Source organism: Streptoalloteichus hindustanus (assembly GCF_900129375.1).
Taxonomy (GTDB): Bacteria; Actinomycetota; Actinomycetes; order Mycobacteriales; family Pseudonocardiaceae; genus Streptoalloteichus; species Streptoalloteichus hindustanus.
The window spans coordinates 491,978-510,367 of the sequence record NZ_FQVN01000002.1 but is presented as its reverse complement, the minus strand read 5'-3'; the positions used below and the strand labels follow the sequence as shown (position 1 = coordinate 510,367).

Below are 18,390 nucleotides of genomic sequence, written 5' to 3'. Positions count from 1 at the left end.
GCCGTTCTCCCCAGGCCGTCGCCCCACTGGCGGCTCGGCCTCATCCCCGGCCCCGCCCGTTGGTCAGCGCGACCCGCGCCGCGCTGGGCGGGCGGCGCACGGGCCGGTAGTCGACGGCCGCGCCGACGAACTCCGCGCCGGCCGCCCTGAGCTGCGCCACCCGCAGGTGGAACGCGGCCCCGGTCAACAACTCCACGGCCACGTCGACCACCGACCGGTTCTCCGGCGCGGCCAGGTGGCTGTCCCGCACCCAGTCGTTGAAGGCGCCCATCGCCGGGCCGCACCACACCTGGTAGTCGGCGACCCGGTCCGGCGCGCCGGTGTTGGCCCACTCCGAGGACATTCCCAGGTACCACCGGAAAACCAGCGCCATCCGGCACCGGGGGTCGTTCTCGGCCCTGGCGACCAGCGCCGGGTCCCGTCGGGCGTGGAACTCCGCGGTGTCGGCCCAGATCTCGCTGATCGGACGCCGGAAGAGCTGTCTCTCCAGGCGGTCCCGCTCCTGGGCCGGCAACGCCTCCAGGCTGTCGTACTCGCGGTAGAGCTCGTAGAGCCGCCGGGCGCGCATCGGGAACAACGTCCCCCGGCGCAGCACCTGGAGCCGGACGCCCAGTTCGAACAGGTCGGCGGCCGGAGCCATGGCGCAGTCCGCCATCCCGACGCGCGACAGCATGTCCTTGGTGATCGACGCGGTGCCGGCCTCCACACAGGACTGGTTCACCGAGCCGGTGACGACGTAGTCCGCGCCCATCGTGAACGCGGCGGCGACCGCCTCCGGCGTGCCGATCCCCCCGGCGGCCCCGACCCTCGGCGCGGTGTCCCACCCGTGCCGGCGGGACACGGTTTCCCGCAGCCGCAACAGGGTTGGCAGCACCACGGACAGCGGGCGGCGGTCGGTGTGCCCGGCCGAGTCGGCCTCGGCGGTCAGGTCGTCGGCCATCGGAACCCGACGCGCGAGCTCCGCCTGCTCGGCGGAGACCAGTCCCGCCGCGAGCAGGTCGGCGACCACCGGAGCCGGTGGCGGGCCGAGGAACCGTTCGGCCACCTCGGGCCGGGACAGCTTGGCGATGATCCGGTTCTCCGCGACGACCCGGCCCGCCCCGTCCCGGCGCAACCCGGCGACGCGGTACCGCACGACGTGCGGGGTGAGGTTCAGGTACGCCGACGCCTCCACCAGGCGCACCCCACGCGCCAGGTACAGCTCCGCGACGGCGCGCTCCACCGCCGGCTCGTTCGGGCTGTGGATCAGGTTGCAGGCGAAGGGAAGTCGGGGGATCTCGGCGGTGAACCGGTCCATGGCGGCCGAGACGCGCTCCGGGGACAGGCCCGCCGCGCCGAAGGAGCCCAGCATCCCCGCGCGGGCCATGGCGACGACCAGGTCCTCGGACGCGACGCCGTTCGCCATGGCGCCGGCCATGTAGGCGTAGCGCACCCCGTGGTCGTTCCGGAAACTCGGCGCGCCGAGCCGGTCGGGCGGCAGCGCCGGCGCGGAGGCGAGCAGCTCGTGCTCCCCGCCCGAGCCGACCTCGCCGCCGGAGGCCACGCCCACGCCGTCCGGGCCGCGGACGACGTGGCACGGAACGTCCACTTCGGACAGTGCCGCCCTGACCCCGTCGGGGTCGAAGCGGGGCGGCTCCGGTCCGCTCCAGGTCAGGCGCACGACGCCTCCTCCCCCGGGCGCACCTCGACGGCGATGCCGTCGACGCGGTAGACGCGTTGTCCCGGCTTCCAGACGTTGGCCTCCGCCGTCACCACCAGCCGCCCACCCGCGCGGCGCACCTCGCCGAGGTGCACGTCGAAGGTCATCTCCTCGTCGGAGGGCAGGATCTGGCCGCGGTACTTCCAGCGCGTCGCGACGCCCGGCGCGACCGTGAAGGCGGGATCGGGGATGTCGTCGACCAGCCCCGAGTCGAGCAGGTGGGCGCGCAGGCCCGTCAGCACCGCCTCCAGCCCCAGCGATCCCGGCATGACCGGGTCGTCGCGGAAGTGACAGGCGAAGAACCAGTCGTCCGGCCGGATTCGCCGCCAGCCGCACAGGTATCCGCCGCCGTGGTCGCCGCCGCCGGGAACGACGTCCAGCGCGTCGACGAGGTCGAGCCGGCCGCCGGGCAGCAGCGGCCCGGCGGACCGCGCCCGCAGGGCGGCGAGATCGACCGAGCGGACCTCCGCCGGGGACGGCCGGTGCCGCTCCCACCACGGCGGCGCCGGATCTCCGGGGTCGAGCCCCGCGCCCCGGGCCAGCACCGGGTCGGTGAGGAATCCGAGGACCGACTCTCCACTGTGGAACGTCTCGCCGTCGACCGCCAGCTCGAACCGGAACCGCTGGAGCACCGCCCCGTTGACGGCGTCGTGGGACAGCAGGACGACCCGCTGCCGCACCGTCCGGTCCCGGAGGTCCACCGGGCGCAGCAGTGTCGCGGTGCCGTCGAGGTTGCGGACCCGGAAGTCCTGGTCGGGGTACGAGAGGGTCGCGCCGAGGTGGTGGCCCAGGACGATGGCCGGCTGGAGCGCGAGTTCCAGCAGCAACAGGTTCGGCGGCCAGGGGCCGCCGTGGTCGGCCAGGCACCACAGGTCCGCCGGGAGATCGCACTCGCTGACCATCTCGACGCCCGGCGCGCACTCGCCCCGGCGGCCCGTGCAGGACAGGACCCGGTCGACGAACCGGAGGTCGCCGTGGGGCAACCGGGGAACGCCGCGACCGGCGTAGATCCCGAACTCCGGCCCCAGTGCGGTGGCGTGGTCGCCCAACGCCAGGTGCTCGACGTGGAACTCGGCCAGCAGCGGGTCGGGGTTGTCTCCTGTCGCGCTTTCCTGGTCCGGGGCATCGGTTCTCGGGTCCCGGGTCACGAGACGCAGTGCGAGGTCGCGGAAGACGGCGACCGCCGTGTCGCCCGCGTAGACCAGGACGTCGGCGACCACGCGCGGATCGGGCAGCAGCCCGATGTCGGTGATCTCCGCCTCGTACCGGAGCTCCCGGCACTCCGGCGTGACCTGGCGGCGCATCGACGCGGAACACGCCACGTCGGGGACGGGCGCGAACTCCGCGTTCGGCAGGCACAGGTGCATTCCCAGGGAGAACGCGCACACCTGGAGGAGCTCCATCGCGCCTTCGGCGAGCAGGGACCCGGGAAGCAGGGGGTCGTCCGGGAGGTGACCGGCGAAGTACCAGCCGTCGGGGCGCAGGCGGGTGATCCCGCTCGCCGTGCCGAGCCCGCTCCGGCCGCCGGTGGGCGACAGGTCGGTGACCTCGTCGAGCATGCGCAGCCGGCCGGCCACCAGCCGTGGCCCCGGACAGGCGGCGCGTTGGCCGTAGGCCGGTCCGAAGACCTCGGCGACCCGGCCGGCGGCGAGCTCGTCGATCTCCGCGGTCCCGAGCCGGGTCCGGACCGGCCGGAGCAGACGCCGGAACGACCGCCGCCCGGCGGCGGTGCGACGTGATCGGCGCGGTCGACGCGGACGGCGCACGGGGAGGACACCCGGCGCGGCGGCCAGTTCCGCGTCGGAGAAGAACCCGGCGCAGGCGTTCGTGATCTCTCCGATCGGCCTCTCGTCGGCGAAGCAGCGGGCGCGGAAGAAGAACACCGTAGGACCGCCGGCGGTGTGGACGAACCGCTCGATGTCGATGTCGTAGCGCAGTCGCTGCCCGACCCGGGCCGTGCCGGTGAAGGCGCCCGTGTGGTCGAGCATCCGGTAGACCCGCTCGCCCCGGTTCTCGAAGTCCACGCCGAGCCGGCTCACCAGCACCATGTTCGCCTGGACGCCCTCGACCACCACGGACAGCGGGACCGCGCCGTCGACCGCGAACCACGCGTCGTCCGGCACGTCGTACTCGCTGCGGACGAACGCGGGGCCGAGATGCCCGGTCTCCCCCTCGATCGCGGTGATCCGGCTGACGAAGAGGTACGGCGGCGCGGGCAGCCGGACCCGCCTCGGGTACTCGTCCACCGGGGCGAAGGCCGCGCCGAAGACGTTGGCCAGCCTGCCGGTCGCGAACTCCAGCACCGCGGCCTCGTCGAGCACGACGGGGGCGTGGTCGGGCCGGGCCGGCGCTTCGGTCAACGAGCCGGCCGGGCGAGCACGGTCGTGCGGAGCTCGGCGGAGAAGCGTGAGCACCCGCTCCTGAAGATCCTGCTGCGCTGACATGACCGCGCGGTGCGCCGACAGGGTCTGGTCGTGCAGCAACCTGAGCAGTTCGGCGGGAGAGCGAGCCCCGGGAATCGCCGACGACCCGACCGATGTCGGCTCCGGCCTCGGTGCTGACACCCTCGACGCCGTGTCCCCGATCGGTTTCCCAGCGGCCTGGTACGGAACCAGGCCGGCCGGCTCCCCGCTGAACGTGACAGCGGTCCGCTCGCCGGGCGTCCGCTCGGCATGCGGCGGACACACAGCCGATCCCGGTCCGTCCTCTGTGGATTGTGATACGTCCTTTGTGGACTGTCCGACCTCGACACGCGTTCGCCCTGACACCAGGGACGACGAGCGCGGCGGGGTCAGCGCGTCGAGGTCGACCGGCAGCCCGTGGCCCACCAACCTCGCGACGAGCCGAGCCACGGTGGCCGACGTGCTGGCGCCGCGCCGGTCCACCGACTCGGCCACGTGCGGCTCGTCGCCCAGGATCTCCCGGATCCACCTGGTGACGCTCGTGCCCGGCCCGGCCTCCAGGAAGTAGCGGTACCCCCGGTCGTACACCGCGCGCACCAGGCGGGGGAAGTCCAGGGTGTTCCGGAGGACGTCGGTGAGGCCGGCCGCGACGCGCTCCGGGTCGAAGTCGGTCACCACGCCGTAGTCCCGCGCGCTGAACAGCTCCGCTCCGCCGGGCGGCCGGCACGGGCGGCGACACAGGTCGAGCAACTCGCTCCGGGGAACCAGGGGGCAGTGCAGGACCGGGCTCTGGGCGGAGCGGATGCTGGGACAGTCCAGCGCCCGCGCGAGCGCCTCGCACTGCGCGGGATCTCCGGCGACGACCACCTCGCGCGGGGTGTTGACGTGGGTGAGGAAAACCCGGTCGTACTCGGGCAGCCGGGCTCGGACGGCGTCCGCGTCGACGAAGAGCGAACGCATGCCCCACACCGATTCGGTCGGCACGTCGTCGCCGAGGCCCCACGCCTCCCGCACGACGCGCCTCGGCCCGAACAGCCCGTCGCGGAACAGGCCCGCCGCGCCGAGGCGGACAGCGTCCCGAGTGGACAGATGCCACGCCTCCGTCGCGTGCAGCATGGTGAGTTCGCCGAGGCTGTAACCGAAAGCGCCGTGCGGGCGGTCGCCAAGCAGCATCCGCAGCAGGCGGGCGTGCAGCCCGGCGAAGGCCGTTCCCGTGACCAGGAGGGCGGGCGCGTCCGCCAGCAGCTCGTCCTCCATCCGCGCCAGATCCGCCGTTCCCGGCGGGTGGACGGTCCTCGGGTGCAGCCGCTCGCCGCCCAGGACCTCGGACTGCTGGTCCATCCCCGCCTCCGGGCACCGGGCCAGGCCGGGGAAGGCGCGGAAGAGGTCGCCCCCGAGCCCGAGGTGGGCGCCGAGCATGCCGGGGAAGACGAACGCGACCCCGGCCGCCGGTCCGAGCGGACGGGCCGGCGAGCAACTGCCGGCCGGCGTGGTCCACTCCCGCCCCTCGGCGTGGCTGACCCGCAGGTTCCGCCGGGCGAGGTCCAACTCGCGCACGAGGCCGGCGACGTCCGGGGCGCAGAACACCGCCCGGCAGTCCTGCCCGTCGAGCTGACCGATCCCGGCGCGGACCAGGTCGTCGACGGACCCACCGGCGGCCAGGGCCGCCCGGGCGTCGGCGACGCGCTCCAGGAGGGCGTCCGGGTTCGCGGCGGCCACCGGCACCACCAGGTGTCCCCCGGCCCGCGCCCAGTCCACCGACGTGACCGCGCCGCGGGTCGTGGCCCCGGACATGACGAGGAGGACGAGGGACGCGGTGTGGCTCGTTCCGACGACGGCGGCGCGACGGCGGGCGTGGGGGGACGACCGGTACCAGGGGCGGCTGGTCGTGGGGACGTAGAACGCCGACCTGTCCCAAGTGGACAGTGCTTCGGGGTTCGGCCCACTCCACTCCGGTGTCGCCGGGATGTGGGCGGTGTGGAGGCACAACGCGGCCTTGACCACGCCCAGGAGACCGGCCGTCGCGCCGGACACGGCGACCGTGGAGCCCAGCGCGCCGAGGGCGGTCCGGAAGGAGCCGACGGCCGCCGCCGACCAGACGTCGGCCAGCCCGGCCAGCCTCGCCAACTCGGCCTGACCGGCATCCGGAGCGGCGACCGAGAACAACTCGACGTAGTCGACGCCGTCAGGTCCGGTGCCGGCGGCGGTCAGGACCTCGCGAGCCGACCGTCGCACAGTCCTCGGCCCGGCCACCGCGGCAACTGTGTCCACTGTGGACTGATCAGCCCGTACCGCCGGATCTCCGGGAGGCCGGGACACCACTGCGTCGATCGTGGCGTAGATCCGGCGTCCGCCGCTGCCATCCGCTGCCGCCAGGACGAGCGCGACCGCGCCAGCGCCGTCCGCGACACCGACGAGCACCGTCGAGGCCGACGTCGTGTCAAGCTGGTGCCGCGCGCGCCGCAGCAGCGACGCGACGTCCTCCTCCGCATTGGCGAGGCAGACCGCCGGATGCTCCGGCCCACCCCACGCGGAGATCCGCTCCGCCACCGCCACGGGCGGCGTGTCCGCCGCGAGGACGATCGCCGTGTCCCGCCCCGCGTCGGCGTCGGCCTCCGGCTGGCAGCGCACGGTGTCGCGCAGGGCTTCTTCAGCCACCGCCAGCAAAAGATCTTCCTGGCCGACGCCGGGTGTCACCTCGCCGTCGGACGGTTCCGGCCCCGGCACGGCGGTCCCGGTGTCGGCGAGGACCGCCCGTTCCAGCTCGTCGAGATCGCGGAACCGCCCCGCCCGGCAGGCCATCCCGAGGATCGCCAGTCCCACCGGGCCACCGGCGCTCGGCGGACCGGGCCACCCGTCGGGGTGCGGACGCGGCGTCGCGATCACCTGGCGGTCCTCACTTCTCGCCGGCGGGGGTCAGGGCGGTCGTGCCGCGCTCGTCCGGCGGGCGGCCGTCCGGCCAGGCGTCCGGGGCGTCCGCCCCGATGACGACGATCCCGTCGCCGGCCCGGCGCGGGCCGAACTGCCGGACGAACATCGCGGCCCCGCTGTCCGCGGGCAGCAGCGCCACCCCGCGCGCCGACAGCGCCTCGCCCAGTCGCGGGGTCACCATGCCGCCCGCCCACGGCCCCCAGTTCACGGACGTGACGCGGGCGGCGGGCAGGCAGGCGCGCAGCGCGGCGGCGTAGCGGTTCAACCCGTCGTTGGCCATCGCGTAGTCGGCCTGGCCCCGGTTGCCCAGCAGCGCGACGACCGAGGAGAACACCACGACGTGGCGAAGGCGTTCGACGTCCAGGACGGAGAGCACGTTGTCCAGGCCGACGAGCTTCGTCGCGAGCACGCGGTGGACGTCCTCGGCCTTCTTGTCCACGACCAGGCAGTCGGCCAGCACCCCGGCCCCGTGCACGACCCCGGTGACCCGGTCCGCGTACGGCGCGAGAACCTCGTGCAGCCGCGCCGAGTCCAGGACGTCCACCGCCAGGTACTCGACGCCGGGGCCGCACCCGGCCAACGTCTCGCGCACCTCGCGGCTCGCGCACAGCGCCCGGTGCCACCGCTCGACGTCGACCGGGGTCGGGACGCCGCCGTGCTCCCGGAGGTGGGCGGTGATCGCGGCGCGGAGCTCCTGGCCCGCGAGCCCGACCGCCCACCCGGGTTCCTCGGCCACCGGGGTCCGCCCCAGGATCAGCAGCCGGCAGGGAAAGGCCCTGGCCAACGCCGTCACGCAGTGCGCGGTGACCCCACGCGCACCGCCGGTGACGACCAGGAGGTCGTCCGGCCCCAGGCAGGTTCCCGTCGCGTCCTCGGCCGCGCCGTGCGGTTCCACGCCGGTCGGGTCCCAGCCGTCCGACTCCGCGCCGTCCGACTCCGCGCCGACCGGCTCCACGAGATCCGTGATGTCCACAGTGGAGCGTCGGTGTCCCTCGTGGACGACCGCGCGCACGGTGGTGTCCGCGTCCATGAGCTCCGCGCGGACGAGCTGCCGGACGGTCAGGTCGTCCGAGTCGGCGTCGATCTCGACCGCGCGGCAGAACAACCCGGGCGCCTCGACCGCGAGGGTGCGCACGAGTCCGGACACCGCGCCCAGCAGGCTCCGGGGCACGTCCACCTCGGCCGTCCCGGACGCGGCGGCGGCGCGGGTGACCACCAGGAAGCCCGACCGGCCCTCGGCCAGGCTCGCCTCCAGGTGCCGCTGGGTGTGCTTCGCGACGAGCAGCGCGTGGGTGAGGCGGCGCACGCTGTCGGCCACCGAACCCGACGAGGACGCTGCCGCCGCCGCGACCTGCACGCAGAGATCCAGCCGCCCGGTCGTGGCCACCACCTCGGCCACCACCCTGGCCAGTTCGGCCTCGTCCCAGTCGTCGAGGCGGCAGGTCCCGTCGGCGGGCTCGGCCCGGGGCGCGTCGGGCAGGACCAGCACGTACACCCGCATTCCCAGGGCGCACAGGTCCGAGACGACCAGTTCGGCGGTCGTCGACCCGTCGTCGACGACCAGCGCCACCGCGCCGGGAACGTAGGCGTGGACGTCGACCTGCGCCTCGGGCAGGTCCCGACTGACCAGCCCTCGCCGACGAACCCGCGGAGCCACAACGGTTTCCCGGAAAACCTTTGTTTCCTCCGAAGTCCCGTTCCCCTCCGGGCGGGCGGATTCCGGGTCGGGAGCGAGGATCTCGGTGATCGTCGGCTTCCCATGGCCCGCCGCCCGCACGAGCAGCGCCTCGACGTCGGCGAGGGTGCGGGACTCGCTCAACCGCCGCTCGTCGAGCGGGCCGACCGTCGGGAACCGGTCCCGGAGCGCCGCGAGGATCTCCACCCGGCTGATCGAGTCGATCCCCAGGTCGGTCGCGATGTCCATGCCCGGTTCGAGCATGTCGAGGTCGTACCCGGTCCGCTCGGCCACGATCTCCAGCAGCGCGGCCCGCACCTGGGACGCGGTCGGTGGAACACCCGCGCCCGACCGGCGATCCGGGCCGGAGCGATCCGCCTGGTCCGGGACGCCGCCTCCGGGCGCGCACTGCGCGTCGCCGCCCTGGGGCGGAACTTCCGGGGCGTCCTCCGGCGGGGACGAGAGAACGGCGCTCAGGACCGAGGTCTCGTGGGTGATCTCCGGCGGCGGCGTCGGCCGCTGGACGGGAACGACCGCGTCGTCCGCGCACTGCGGGGCCATCGCGCGGGGGTCGTAGGAGCGCAGGAAGTCCAGCAGCGTTCGACTGGCTCGCACGTGCGCGTCGGCCAGGGTTTCCCCGTAGGCCCGCACGCTGTCCAACGCGGCTCTGACCTCGGCGAGCCGGTCGCTGTTCGCGTGGTCGGCGAGGACGGCCACGGCCTGTCGCGCGACCCGCAACTGTCCACTGAGGAACTCGCCGTGGAGCGCGAGCTGTCGGGTGACGAAGTGGCTCAGTTCCGCGTACATCCCAGGACCGAGCTGGGAGACCGGAACCGGCGCCCCGGGTTCCGCCGCGACCGCTGGCACGCGTTCTTCCCGTGCTACCACCGAATCCCGCTGTGCCGCGACGGTTGGCTCCTCGGTTGGCGGGGAGGGAACCACGTCGGGCTGACCGACGTCGGGGACCGGTTGGGGCCGTTTGCTCTCCGGGGGCGGGTTCGCGCCGTTGAGCATGATCGCCGCGCCCCGACCGGGCGGGTTCTCCCACGGCGCGGCCACGTGCCGGTTGATGTCCCGGAGCGGGAGCCCGGCCACCACCAGGGTCAGCGCCGCCTTCTTCAGGGCGAGGTCGGAGTCGCCGGACGGACCGCCGTCGGTCGGGACGCACAGCACGTCGGGCTCGGTGAGCGTCCGCCGCGCGAACCCGGTGAGGACGGCGTTCGGGCCGAACTCCACGAAGATGCGGAATCCCTGGTCGTACATCGCGCGGAGCTGGTCCGCGAACGCCACCGGGTGGCGCAGTTGCTCGGCGAGCACCCGCCGGTTGGCGGCGATGTCGTGGCCGTAGCTGGCTCCCGGCGTGTTGGCGAACACCGGAATCCTGGGCGCTGTCATCTCCCTGGAGCGCACCGCCACGGCGAAGGCGTCCACCGCGTGCGCGACGAAGGTGGTGTGGAAGGCGGCGGAGACCGGCAGCGGACGCGCCCGGATTCCCCGCGCCGCACAGGTTTCCACCAGTTGCTCGACCTGCCGGGTCGCCCCGCCGACGACGATTTCCCTGGGGGCGTTCACGTTGCAGATGACGAGATAGGGAAAGGGGCTGATCAGGTTCCGCACCGTCGACTCGTCCGCCGCCAGGGCCACCATCGACCCGGGGTCGAAGTCCGGCGGCGCGTCCCTCGGTGGCGCCAGCACCACTCCCCTGGCCCTGGCCAGCGCGCAGAACGCCGCGTCGTCCAGCGCGCCGGCGGCCCACAACGCCGTCAGCTCGCCGAAGCTGTGCCCCAGACAACCGGCGGGGGTGAAGCCCAGCTCGCTGAGCCACCGGAACTGACCGGCCGAGAGCGCGCCGATCGCCGGCTGGGCGTACTCCGTGCGCCGCAACGCCTCCCGTTGCCGGGCGAGGACTTCCTCGTCGCCGAAGGCCGGGGGTGGGAAGACCACCCTGGACATCGGCTCGGCGTCGACGAACACCGCGTTCATGGCGTCGAAGGCGGCGCGGACCGGGGGCACCGCCATGGCCGCGCTCCGCCCCATGTTCAGGTACTGGCTGCCCTGCCCGGAGAACAACGCGGCGACCCTGGCGTCGGTCGGCATCGCCTCCGCCCGGTACGCGATCCCCGCCGGGTGCGTCCACACCGGAACGTCCGGCGCCTCGTGCAGGCGCGCGATCGCCTGTTCCCTGAGCCGGTTCCGCTCCCGCTCGTCCCGGTAGACGACGCCGATCCGCGGGTGGGAGGGGGAGATCTCGTTCGGCTCGGCCGGGAGGTCGGTCATCAGGCGGTCGAGCAGCGCGTCGACGTCGGGCGCCGACCAGAGCGCGACCCGCGCCGCCGGTCCCACCACCTCCGCCTCGCCCTCGTGTTCCTCCAGGACGCAGTGGTAGTTCGCGCCGCCGAAGCCGAAGGAGGTCACCGCCGCGCGCCGGCGGGGCCGGGCCGGGTCCCTGATCCACGGCCGGCTGACCGTGTTCAGGTACAGGCCGGTGTCCGCGAGCGGCACGGCCGGGTTCGGCCGGTCGACGTTGATCGTCGGGGGCAGGACCTTCTGGTGCAGCGCCAGCGCGGCCTTGATGAGACCGGCCGCCCCCGCTGCGGCCTTGGTGTGCCCGATCTGCGACTTGACACTGCCCAGGGCGGCGAACCGCCGGTCCGACGTGCTCTCGTTGACCACCGTGACCACAGTGGACAGTTCGGTGGCGTCCCCGACCACCGTGCCGGTTCCGTGCGCCTCGAACAGCCCGACCGACGACGGTGCGACGCCGGCGTCGGCGTAGGCCCGCCGCAGCGCGGCGGCCTGCCCCTCCGCGCGGGGCGCGTAGACGCCGCTGGACCGGCCGTCGCTGGCGGCGCCGAGGCCGCGGATCACGGCGTAGATCCGGTTGCCGTCCCGCCGCGCGTCGGCCAGCCGGCGCAGGGCGAGCATGCCGATGCCCTCGCCGAGGAGGGTGCCGTCGGCGGCCGCGTCGAAGGGCCGGACCCGCTCCGAGGGAGACAGCACCGGGGTGCTGGAGAAGCAGACGTAGGCCAGGGCCGTGGTGGAGACGTCGCACCCGCCGGTGATCATCATGTCCGCCCTGCCCTCGGTCAGCTCGGACACGGCGAGCCGGAGCGCGCCGAGCGAGCTGGCGCAGGCGGCGTCGACGACGCAGTTCAGGCCGCCCAGGTCGAACCGGTTGGCGATGCGGCCGGCGACGACGTTGGGCAGCGACCCGGGGAAGGAGTTCTCGGTCCAGGGGACGAACGTCCCCAGGAACCGCTCGACGATCTCCGCGACGACCGGCGCGTCGACCCCGGCGGCCCTGGCCGCCTCGGCGACCACCGGAGCGGCGAGGCGCGCCCGCAGGGGCTCGCCCAACGTCAGCGCGCCGCTGACCCCGAGCACCACGCCGGTGCGACTCCGGTCGTACCAGCCGGCCCCACCTTCGGTGCCGCCTCCGTCGATGCCGCCTCTTTCGACACCCACGTCCCGCAGCAGGTCGCGGGCGACGGCGAGGCTGAGGAGCTGGAGCACGTCGGTCGCCCGCGCCACGCGCGGCGGGAGGCCGAAGTCCAGGGGGTGGAACGGCACCGCGGGCAGGAACGCGCCTCGGCGGCAGTAGGTCCGGTCGGGGGTCGCGGGATCGGGGTCGTAGTAGTCCTCAACCGACCAGTGGGTCTCCGGGACGTCGTCGGTGCAGTCGCGCCCGGTCACCACGTTGTGCCAGAACTCCCTGGGGTTCCGCGCGTGAGGGAACAGGGAGCTCAGACCCACGACTGCGATCGGGTGATCACCGAGCCGCGGCGGGGCTTCCGACGAATGCCATTCCGGCGACGAATTCCCCCGGGTCCCGCCACGGGCACTGTCCACGGAATCCTCCCACCGTTTCTCCCCGCTCTCCGCCGAGCGCCGGACCACGACCGGCGCGCCGCCCACCGCCTCCCGGCCGTTTCCGCGGACCGCGCGAGCACCCGGGGCCCGGAGAACCCCGCACATCCTGACCAAGGCCATGGGGCCGATCAAGCGAGGTCATCCTGTCGAGTCATCCCGGATGCCAGGCCCGGTCCCGCGCCCGGGCGGCGTGGTTCACCCGGTCGACAGACCCGCCATCCCGCGCCCGCCCGGTCCGCCACCAACCCGCGCAAGATCGACTTCTCACCGCTTTTCCACCGCAGCGATAATCAACTCAAGATCGAATTCGACGAGACGACGGGCTCCAGTCGGGCATGAAACACCAACCGAAATCGGAAAGAATCAACGTGACCGTCAACTGTGGTCGTACGGCTCACCCATGGCTCGACTCCCCGCTACGCGTGTTCTGAACCGCGCGACGGCTCAGTCGGACACGGGTACTTCCAGCGCACAAAGCCCAAGCACGGTTAGGTTCGTCAGGACGTCGTACACCCCTTCGAGTGCCACGAGCCATCGGAGGATGCGGTGGACCGGCACCAGGCGAGCTTGTCCAGCCTTGACAAGTCGAGAGGATGCCCGGCCGATCGACGCGGGGAAGCCTGAAGCCCGAGAGGGCGCAGTACCAGCACCTGCGATCACGACGGTCACCAGCTCGCGGGCCGTCGCACTGGAGGGCATCGAAACGAGACCACGCAACCCATCCTGTCGATGGATGTGGTTCCCCGCACTGCGCAGTTTGGCTCTTCGATCCCGTGTCTCCGCAGACTCGTTCTGATCTCCTCTTTCAGCTGGCTCGGCCAGCTCTCGGGGCTGCGGTTGGCGCGAGTAGCCAACCCGCGGCGGTGGACGCGCCGATCGCGACGAGACACCCAGCCATCAAAGTCAACCAAGGCCCGGAAACGAGGGATACCTGCATGGCCTGTGCTTGGGCGGGAGCGATAAGTCCCACCGCCGCCAAACCCACCGCCGAACCCATGGTGGATGTGACGGCAGCCAGGCTAGCGGAGAGGTTCCGCCGGAACCTCGGGGCGGCGCCCACTGCGGCGAGTGTCGTCCACTCCGGACGCAGCTCCCCGTTCCCTAGAGCGGTGGCGATGACAGCGATCAACAGAATGAGCCCGAGCACGACGAGAGCGGCTACGAGGTAGATGGTCCCGATGGCCTCAACCGCCGGCGGGCCTCGGTCGACGTAGACGTAGCCGCCATCGGCGACGGACGACTTCACCAGAGCTGTTGCCTTGTCCTGAGCCTCCTTCGAGGGGATCACTGGCTGACTGTCACGCTCGTGGGGAGGGAAATACCACATGACCTGGTCGCTGGAAGCCAACCCCACAGCTTTGGCCCCGTCCGGGGAGAAGTAGGCGTTGGGCATCTCCGAGCCGGTGAAGAAGCCAATGCTCGCGGCCACGATCCCTGGGAACTTCCTGGAGGTCGTTGCCCCACGCGCGAACTCACGTACCATGCCGTCGACCAGAAGGTCGTCGCTCAGCACGATGGCAGCACCGCTGTCCCAGGCGCTCTGTTCCGACTCGGACAGCGGACGCCCCAGGATCGCCCGCATTCCTTCACTCGAGACGATGCCGGCCTTGTGGGGCATGGCTGGGAAGTCGCTCCCGTGCACACACCTGTCGCCCCGCCCGGGACGTGGCCCGTACTGACGTAGACATCGGAAACTTCGTGAATCAAGGTCGATGGGGCCGGCCTGCGGGAGGGTCGCGTACCTGATCTGAAATCCGGGCTGCGAGCCGAGGGTTGCGGACACCTGGTCCACCAGCTTCTCAGGAAGAGCCGAATAGGCGTTGAGCATCGCCCCACCCATGGGCAGCACTGGACGGGCGTCCTCGGCCATCTTCGCCGTCAGTCCACCCAGTCCTGTCAGCACGATCCCGGCCACCAGGACCACACTGCCCAGGGTGGCCGTGAGCGCGGCGCTGCGACCTGGGGTGAGGATGGCCGATCGCACTGCCAGCCGAACCGCCAAGCCAGCAGTGCTCGCCTTTCGCGCCAGCCAAGGTGTGATGGTCATGCAACCGGCAGCCATGGCCGCGACGGCGCTGAGGCCAGCCACCACGACGAGCACCTCGGTTCGGGCAAGGAACAGCAGGAGGACGCTCGCGGTCATCGCGATTGCGCAACCCACCGCCCAACGAACCGCTCGATAACCAGCACGCGGGTCTGTGGCTGGTGGTCGTGGACGCAGAGCTGCCAACACCGACAGACCAGCTGTCCTTCGCCCAGCGACCCGGGCGGACAGAACAGCCGACAGCACCCCCATGCCGGCGATCGACAACAGCAGGACGAAGCTCGGCCGGGCTGGCCCCCACAGCTGGTAGAACCAGCCGGACACCGGCGACGTGAGCACTGCAGCGACGCCAAGCCCGAGCGTGGTCCCCACAGCAGCGGCGGCCAAGCCAACGAGCATACCGTGCCAGGTCAACACACGCCTGCCGTGGTGTGGTTCCGCACCAACCGCGCCGAGCAGACCCAGGTCACGACGAGCGTCAGCGGCAATCACCGCGAACCCTGCCCCGGCCAGCAGGGCTACGAACCCCAGGGCGAGAGCGAGTAGACCGAACAACATGCCCTTGATCTCGGTCTGCACGATGTCGTCGGACTCACCCGCTGCCTGCCGCGAGGTGACACGCCACCCCTGATCCACAGGCCAGCGGGCCTCGACTCTGGCTCCCGGAGGCAACAGCCAGGACATCCAGGGCTGCGTAGTCCTCGACACCTCCGCAGCGCGAACAACGTCGTCGAGCGGCGACACGGCCCAGAGACGTTGCGTGTTGGTCGGGTCCACAATGGTTCCCACCACGGTGACTTCGTCCGACGGGCCTAGGCGGACCCGCCGCCCCACCTCTGCCCGCAACCGCTCCGCCGCGCTCACCGACAACGCGATCTGATCAGACTGGACCGGAAGATGCCCGTCCACCACGGGAAAGCGTCCAGTGTGCAGTGGCGAGGCAGGTGCTTCCAGACCGTACGTGGTGGCCGTGATGAGTCGATCGTTGCTCGCTACATCCAACGTGGCCCGCAGTTCCGTGTGTGGCTGAACATCGGGGCCGATGTGCTGCCGGACGAGGTCCGCGCCGCGTAAAGCCGACTCCTTCGTGGCGGTCTCGGACACACCGGGAATCGCGATACGTGCCGCGGCCGTGCCCATGGCGAGCTGCCGTCGCTCCTCAGGGGCGATGCTGGATGTGGAGACCAGAACGCTGACCGTGCTGGACAAGGTCAGCGGAAGCGCGAGCAACAGGACCAGTAACAGTGAGCGCCTTCGGTTGGCCACCAAGCTCCGCCATGCCAACCGCGCGGCGAGTGAGATGTTCCGCAGCCTGATCATTGGAGCGCCTCACCAACAACAGCCGGTCGCGCGTCTTCGGTCAGCGCACCATCCAGCATCTGGACGACTCTGTGCGCGGCCGCGGCGACCTCAGGATCGTGAGTCGCCACCACGCATGCCCCACCTGCCGCCACAATCTCGGCCAGGAGCCCCAACACACTCCGAGTGTTGGTTGAGTCCAGGGCGCCAGTGGGTTCGTCAGCCAACACGAGCCGAGGACAGCCTGTCAGCGCGCGAGCGATGGCCACGCGCTGTTGCTGTCCTCCAGACAGCTCACTGGGATAGCGGTCCGCCACACCGTCCAGGCCCACAGATCGCAGAGCCGCCAAGGCCCGTTGCCTGGCCTGCTTCCGGGACATCCCATCCAGTTCGTCCACCAGCATCACGTTCTCGACTGCGGTGAGCGTGCGCATGAGGTTGAAATCCTGGAAAACGAACCCCACCGAGCGTCGCCGATGTTCGTGGAACCGTGCTCCCACAAGGTCGTAGAGCGACAGTCCACCCACGGTGACAGTACCCGAGTCTGGCCGGAGCAGACCGCCGGAGATGCTCAACAGCGTGGATTTGCCGCACCCACTCGGGCCCATGAGCGCCACAAGTTCGCCAGGCATGACGGACAACGAGACATGGTGGACGGCGTGCACCTCGACGGAGCCCGAGGTGTAGGTCTTTCTCACGGAGTCGAGCTTGAGCAGTGGTGACCCGGAACCAGAAATCATCGACTCTCTCACTGAGAAGTGGAACCAACATGTGACATCGGTCGCGAGACGGCCATCATGCTTCACTCGGCAGAGTGGTCTGCCCCAGAAGCGAGACGTCGTCCGGCGGGAAGCCTAGAACAACGACGCTAGTTGATCAAGAAGCCAGACGAGGGACATAACCGCGTTATCCCGACGGCGCTCTGACCTCCGCCACCGCAGCTTTCCCTCTCAGACGGGCCACTCGAACAGCCAACGAGGGTCGGGCAGGGAACCCTGCCCGACCCCGTGTCTGGAGACGAGCGAAAGCCGGTCGCCGTCTCAGAAGCTACGCCCGACGACAACTCACCCGCTGGTCTCGGACCAGTAGCTCTCCACTCCGTACCAACAGGCCCCCTCAGTCTTGAGGTACTTGTGACTCACATTGTTGACCTCGTCCGTCCAAATCCAGAAACCGTTGGAGCAGCTCCCCTTGAGAAAGATTCTGGTTCCGCCGTCGGCGGACACCTCGCCATGGACTCGGGAGTTGTTGTCGGTAGTGCCGATCCAGTGCGTCTGCCCACCGGCGTTGGCAACCCCCTCCAATAACCCACCACCCAGGGCAGCAGCAATTCCCACCACCCCAACAATGGCCCTCTTACGCATGTCAACCACCCTCCTGACTGGATTTATCTACCCCAGGAAGCGAAGGCAACAATATTCACCTTCACCACACAGTAACGGACGAAGAGGCATACCCTGACCGGGTCAGCCCGCGTCGAGAGGCCCTGGAACAACCCATCTCGGGAACACGCCAACGACCGACGCCCGCAGAGAGCGAAAATGCGTGACCGCGACCAGCCCCCACCCTGATTACGCAGAGATACAGCGTGCAGACGCGCCCTTCACCTGCTCACGGCAAAGCTTCACCTCCCACCGGGAGGCGAAGCCAACCTTCGTTAAGATATCCCCAAAACAAGAACAGACAGAGTTCGGTGAGCGTCAGGCGCGCCTGCCGGAGTACCTACTTCAAAGCATTTATGACAGGACATCGACAGTTGCCGCCACGTACAGAAACAAGTTCAGCGGCAGCTGGTCGCCGAACGACGCACATTTTCATCCCCCTACAACCGGATGTCCTCACCCCAGAGAACTCGCCAGCCGCCACGCAAGAGGAGTAGACTATTAGTGTAATCGAGATACTCCGTTTGCCGCGCTTTTTGGGACAGGATGCGCCAGCCTGCTCAACCCGGCGGAGTACACGTGTTCAGCGCCAGGCGCCCTCGGGCGAGCTCGGGTCGGCGAACCCCTCGGAACAACCCCGCAGACGCACGGCTTCTCCTCACGTTCTGACGCAGACAGAGCTTCCTGCCGCCTGAACTCAGGCGGACACACCCGTTGAGCCTTCGCCATTAGCCATGTGGTTCGAGTGGCATCGGCTACGTCACACTCGTTCAGATCATTGACAACCACGGCGCATAACGCTTGTGGACCAGCATGGAAACGGTCCCAAGTGGACAGTCTCGCTGAGTCCGGTTGGCCCTTCGATCGTCTTTCGATGGGCGCGCTGGTCGCAGGACAGCGCGGAAGGTATAGAGGATGACTCAGCGGCGACATGCTGGACGTCGGTGCTGGGTCATCCTCTCTAGGCGTGCAGTGGCGTGCGCGCACGGACAACACGCACCGACGTTGGTGGGCGGAAAGGTTCAAGACCATGGGGGGGCACCGTGCCCCTGCGGGCGTGTCGACCGCCCTCGGCGCGTCCCGCCGGG

At 71.1% G+C, this 18,390-nt stretch carries 6 protein-coding genes; all 6 read right to left on the bottom strand.

The window, feature by feature from the left end:
- Nucleotides 1-40: 40 nt before the first annotated feature.
- Nucleotides 41-1,660, bottom strand: coding sequence for a PfaD family polyunsaturated fatty acid/polyketide biosynthesis protein (locus BUE43_RS07745; protein ID WP_073480679.1), 1,620 nt, complete (start codon nucleotides 1,658-1,660; stop codon nucleotides 41-43).
- Nucleotides 1,651-6,987 (bottom strand): hypothetical protein, encoded by a 5,337-nt coding sequence (locus BUE43_RS32595; protein ID WP_083959436.1) that lies wholly within the window; start codon nucleotides 6,985-6,987, stop codon nucleotides 1,651-1,653. Before BUE43_RS32595 ends, BUE43_RS07745 begins: the two co-directional genes overlap by 10 nt.
- A 10-nt stretch (nucleotides 6,988-6,997) precedes the next feature.
- Nucleotides 6,998-12,682 (bottom strand): type I polyketide synthase, encoded by a 5,685-nt coding sequence (locus BUE43_RS07735; protein WP_268844420.1) that lies wholly within the window; start codon nucleotides 12,680-12,682, stop codon nucleotides 6,998-7,000.
- Nucleotides 12,683-13,382: 700 nt separating this feature from the next.
- A complete protein-coding gene (locus BUE43_RS07730; RefSeq protein ID WP_073480677.1) occupies nucleotides 13,383-15,941 on the bottom strand; it encodes an ABC transporter permease in 2,559 nt (852 codons plus the stop codon).
- The gene (locus BUE43_RS07725) at nucleotides 15,938-16,618 is read right to left on the bottom strand and encodes an ABC transporter ATP-binding protein (RefSeq protein WP_234995596.1); all 681 of its coding nucleotides are present in this window, start codon (nucleotides 16,616-16,618) and stop codon (nucleotides 15,938-15,940) included. Before BUE43_RS07725 ends, BUE43_RS07730 begins: the two co-directional genes overlap by 4 nt.
- Nucleotides 16,619-16,984: 366 nt before the next feature.
- On the bottom strand, nucleotides 16,985-17,284 hold the full coding sequence (locus tag BUE43_RS07720; protein ID WP_073480676.1) for a hypothetical protein: 300 nt from the start codon (nucleotides 17,282-17,284) through the stop codon (nucleotides 16,985-16,987).
- Nucleotides 17,285-18,390: the final 1,106 nt, after the last annotated feature.

Coding starts and splice junctions, on each gene's coding strand:
- BUE43_RS07735 (WP_268844420.1), bottom strand. CDS start 12,682: ATGTGCGGGGTTCTCCGGGCCCCGGGTGCTCGCGCGGTCCGCGGAAAC.
- BUE43_RS07730 (WP_073480677.1), bottom strand. CDS start 15,941: ATGATCAGGCTGCGGAACATCTCACTCGCCGCGCGGTTGGCATGGCGG.
- BUE43_RS07720 (WP_073480676.1), bottom strand. CDS start 17,284: ATGCGTAAGAGGGCCATTGTTGGGGTGGTGGGAATTGCTGCTGCCCTG.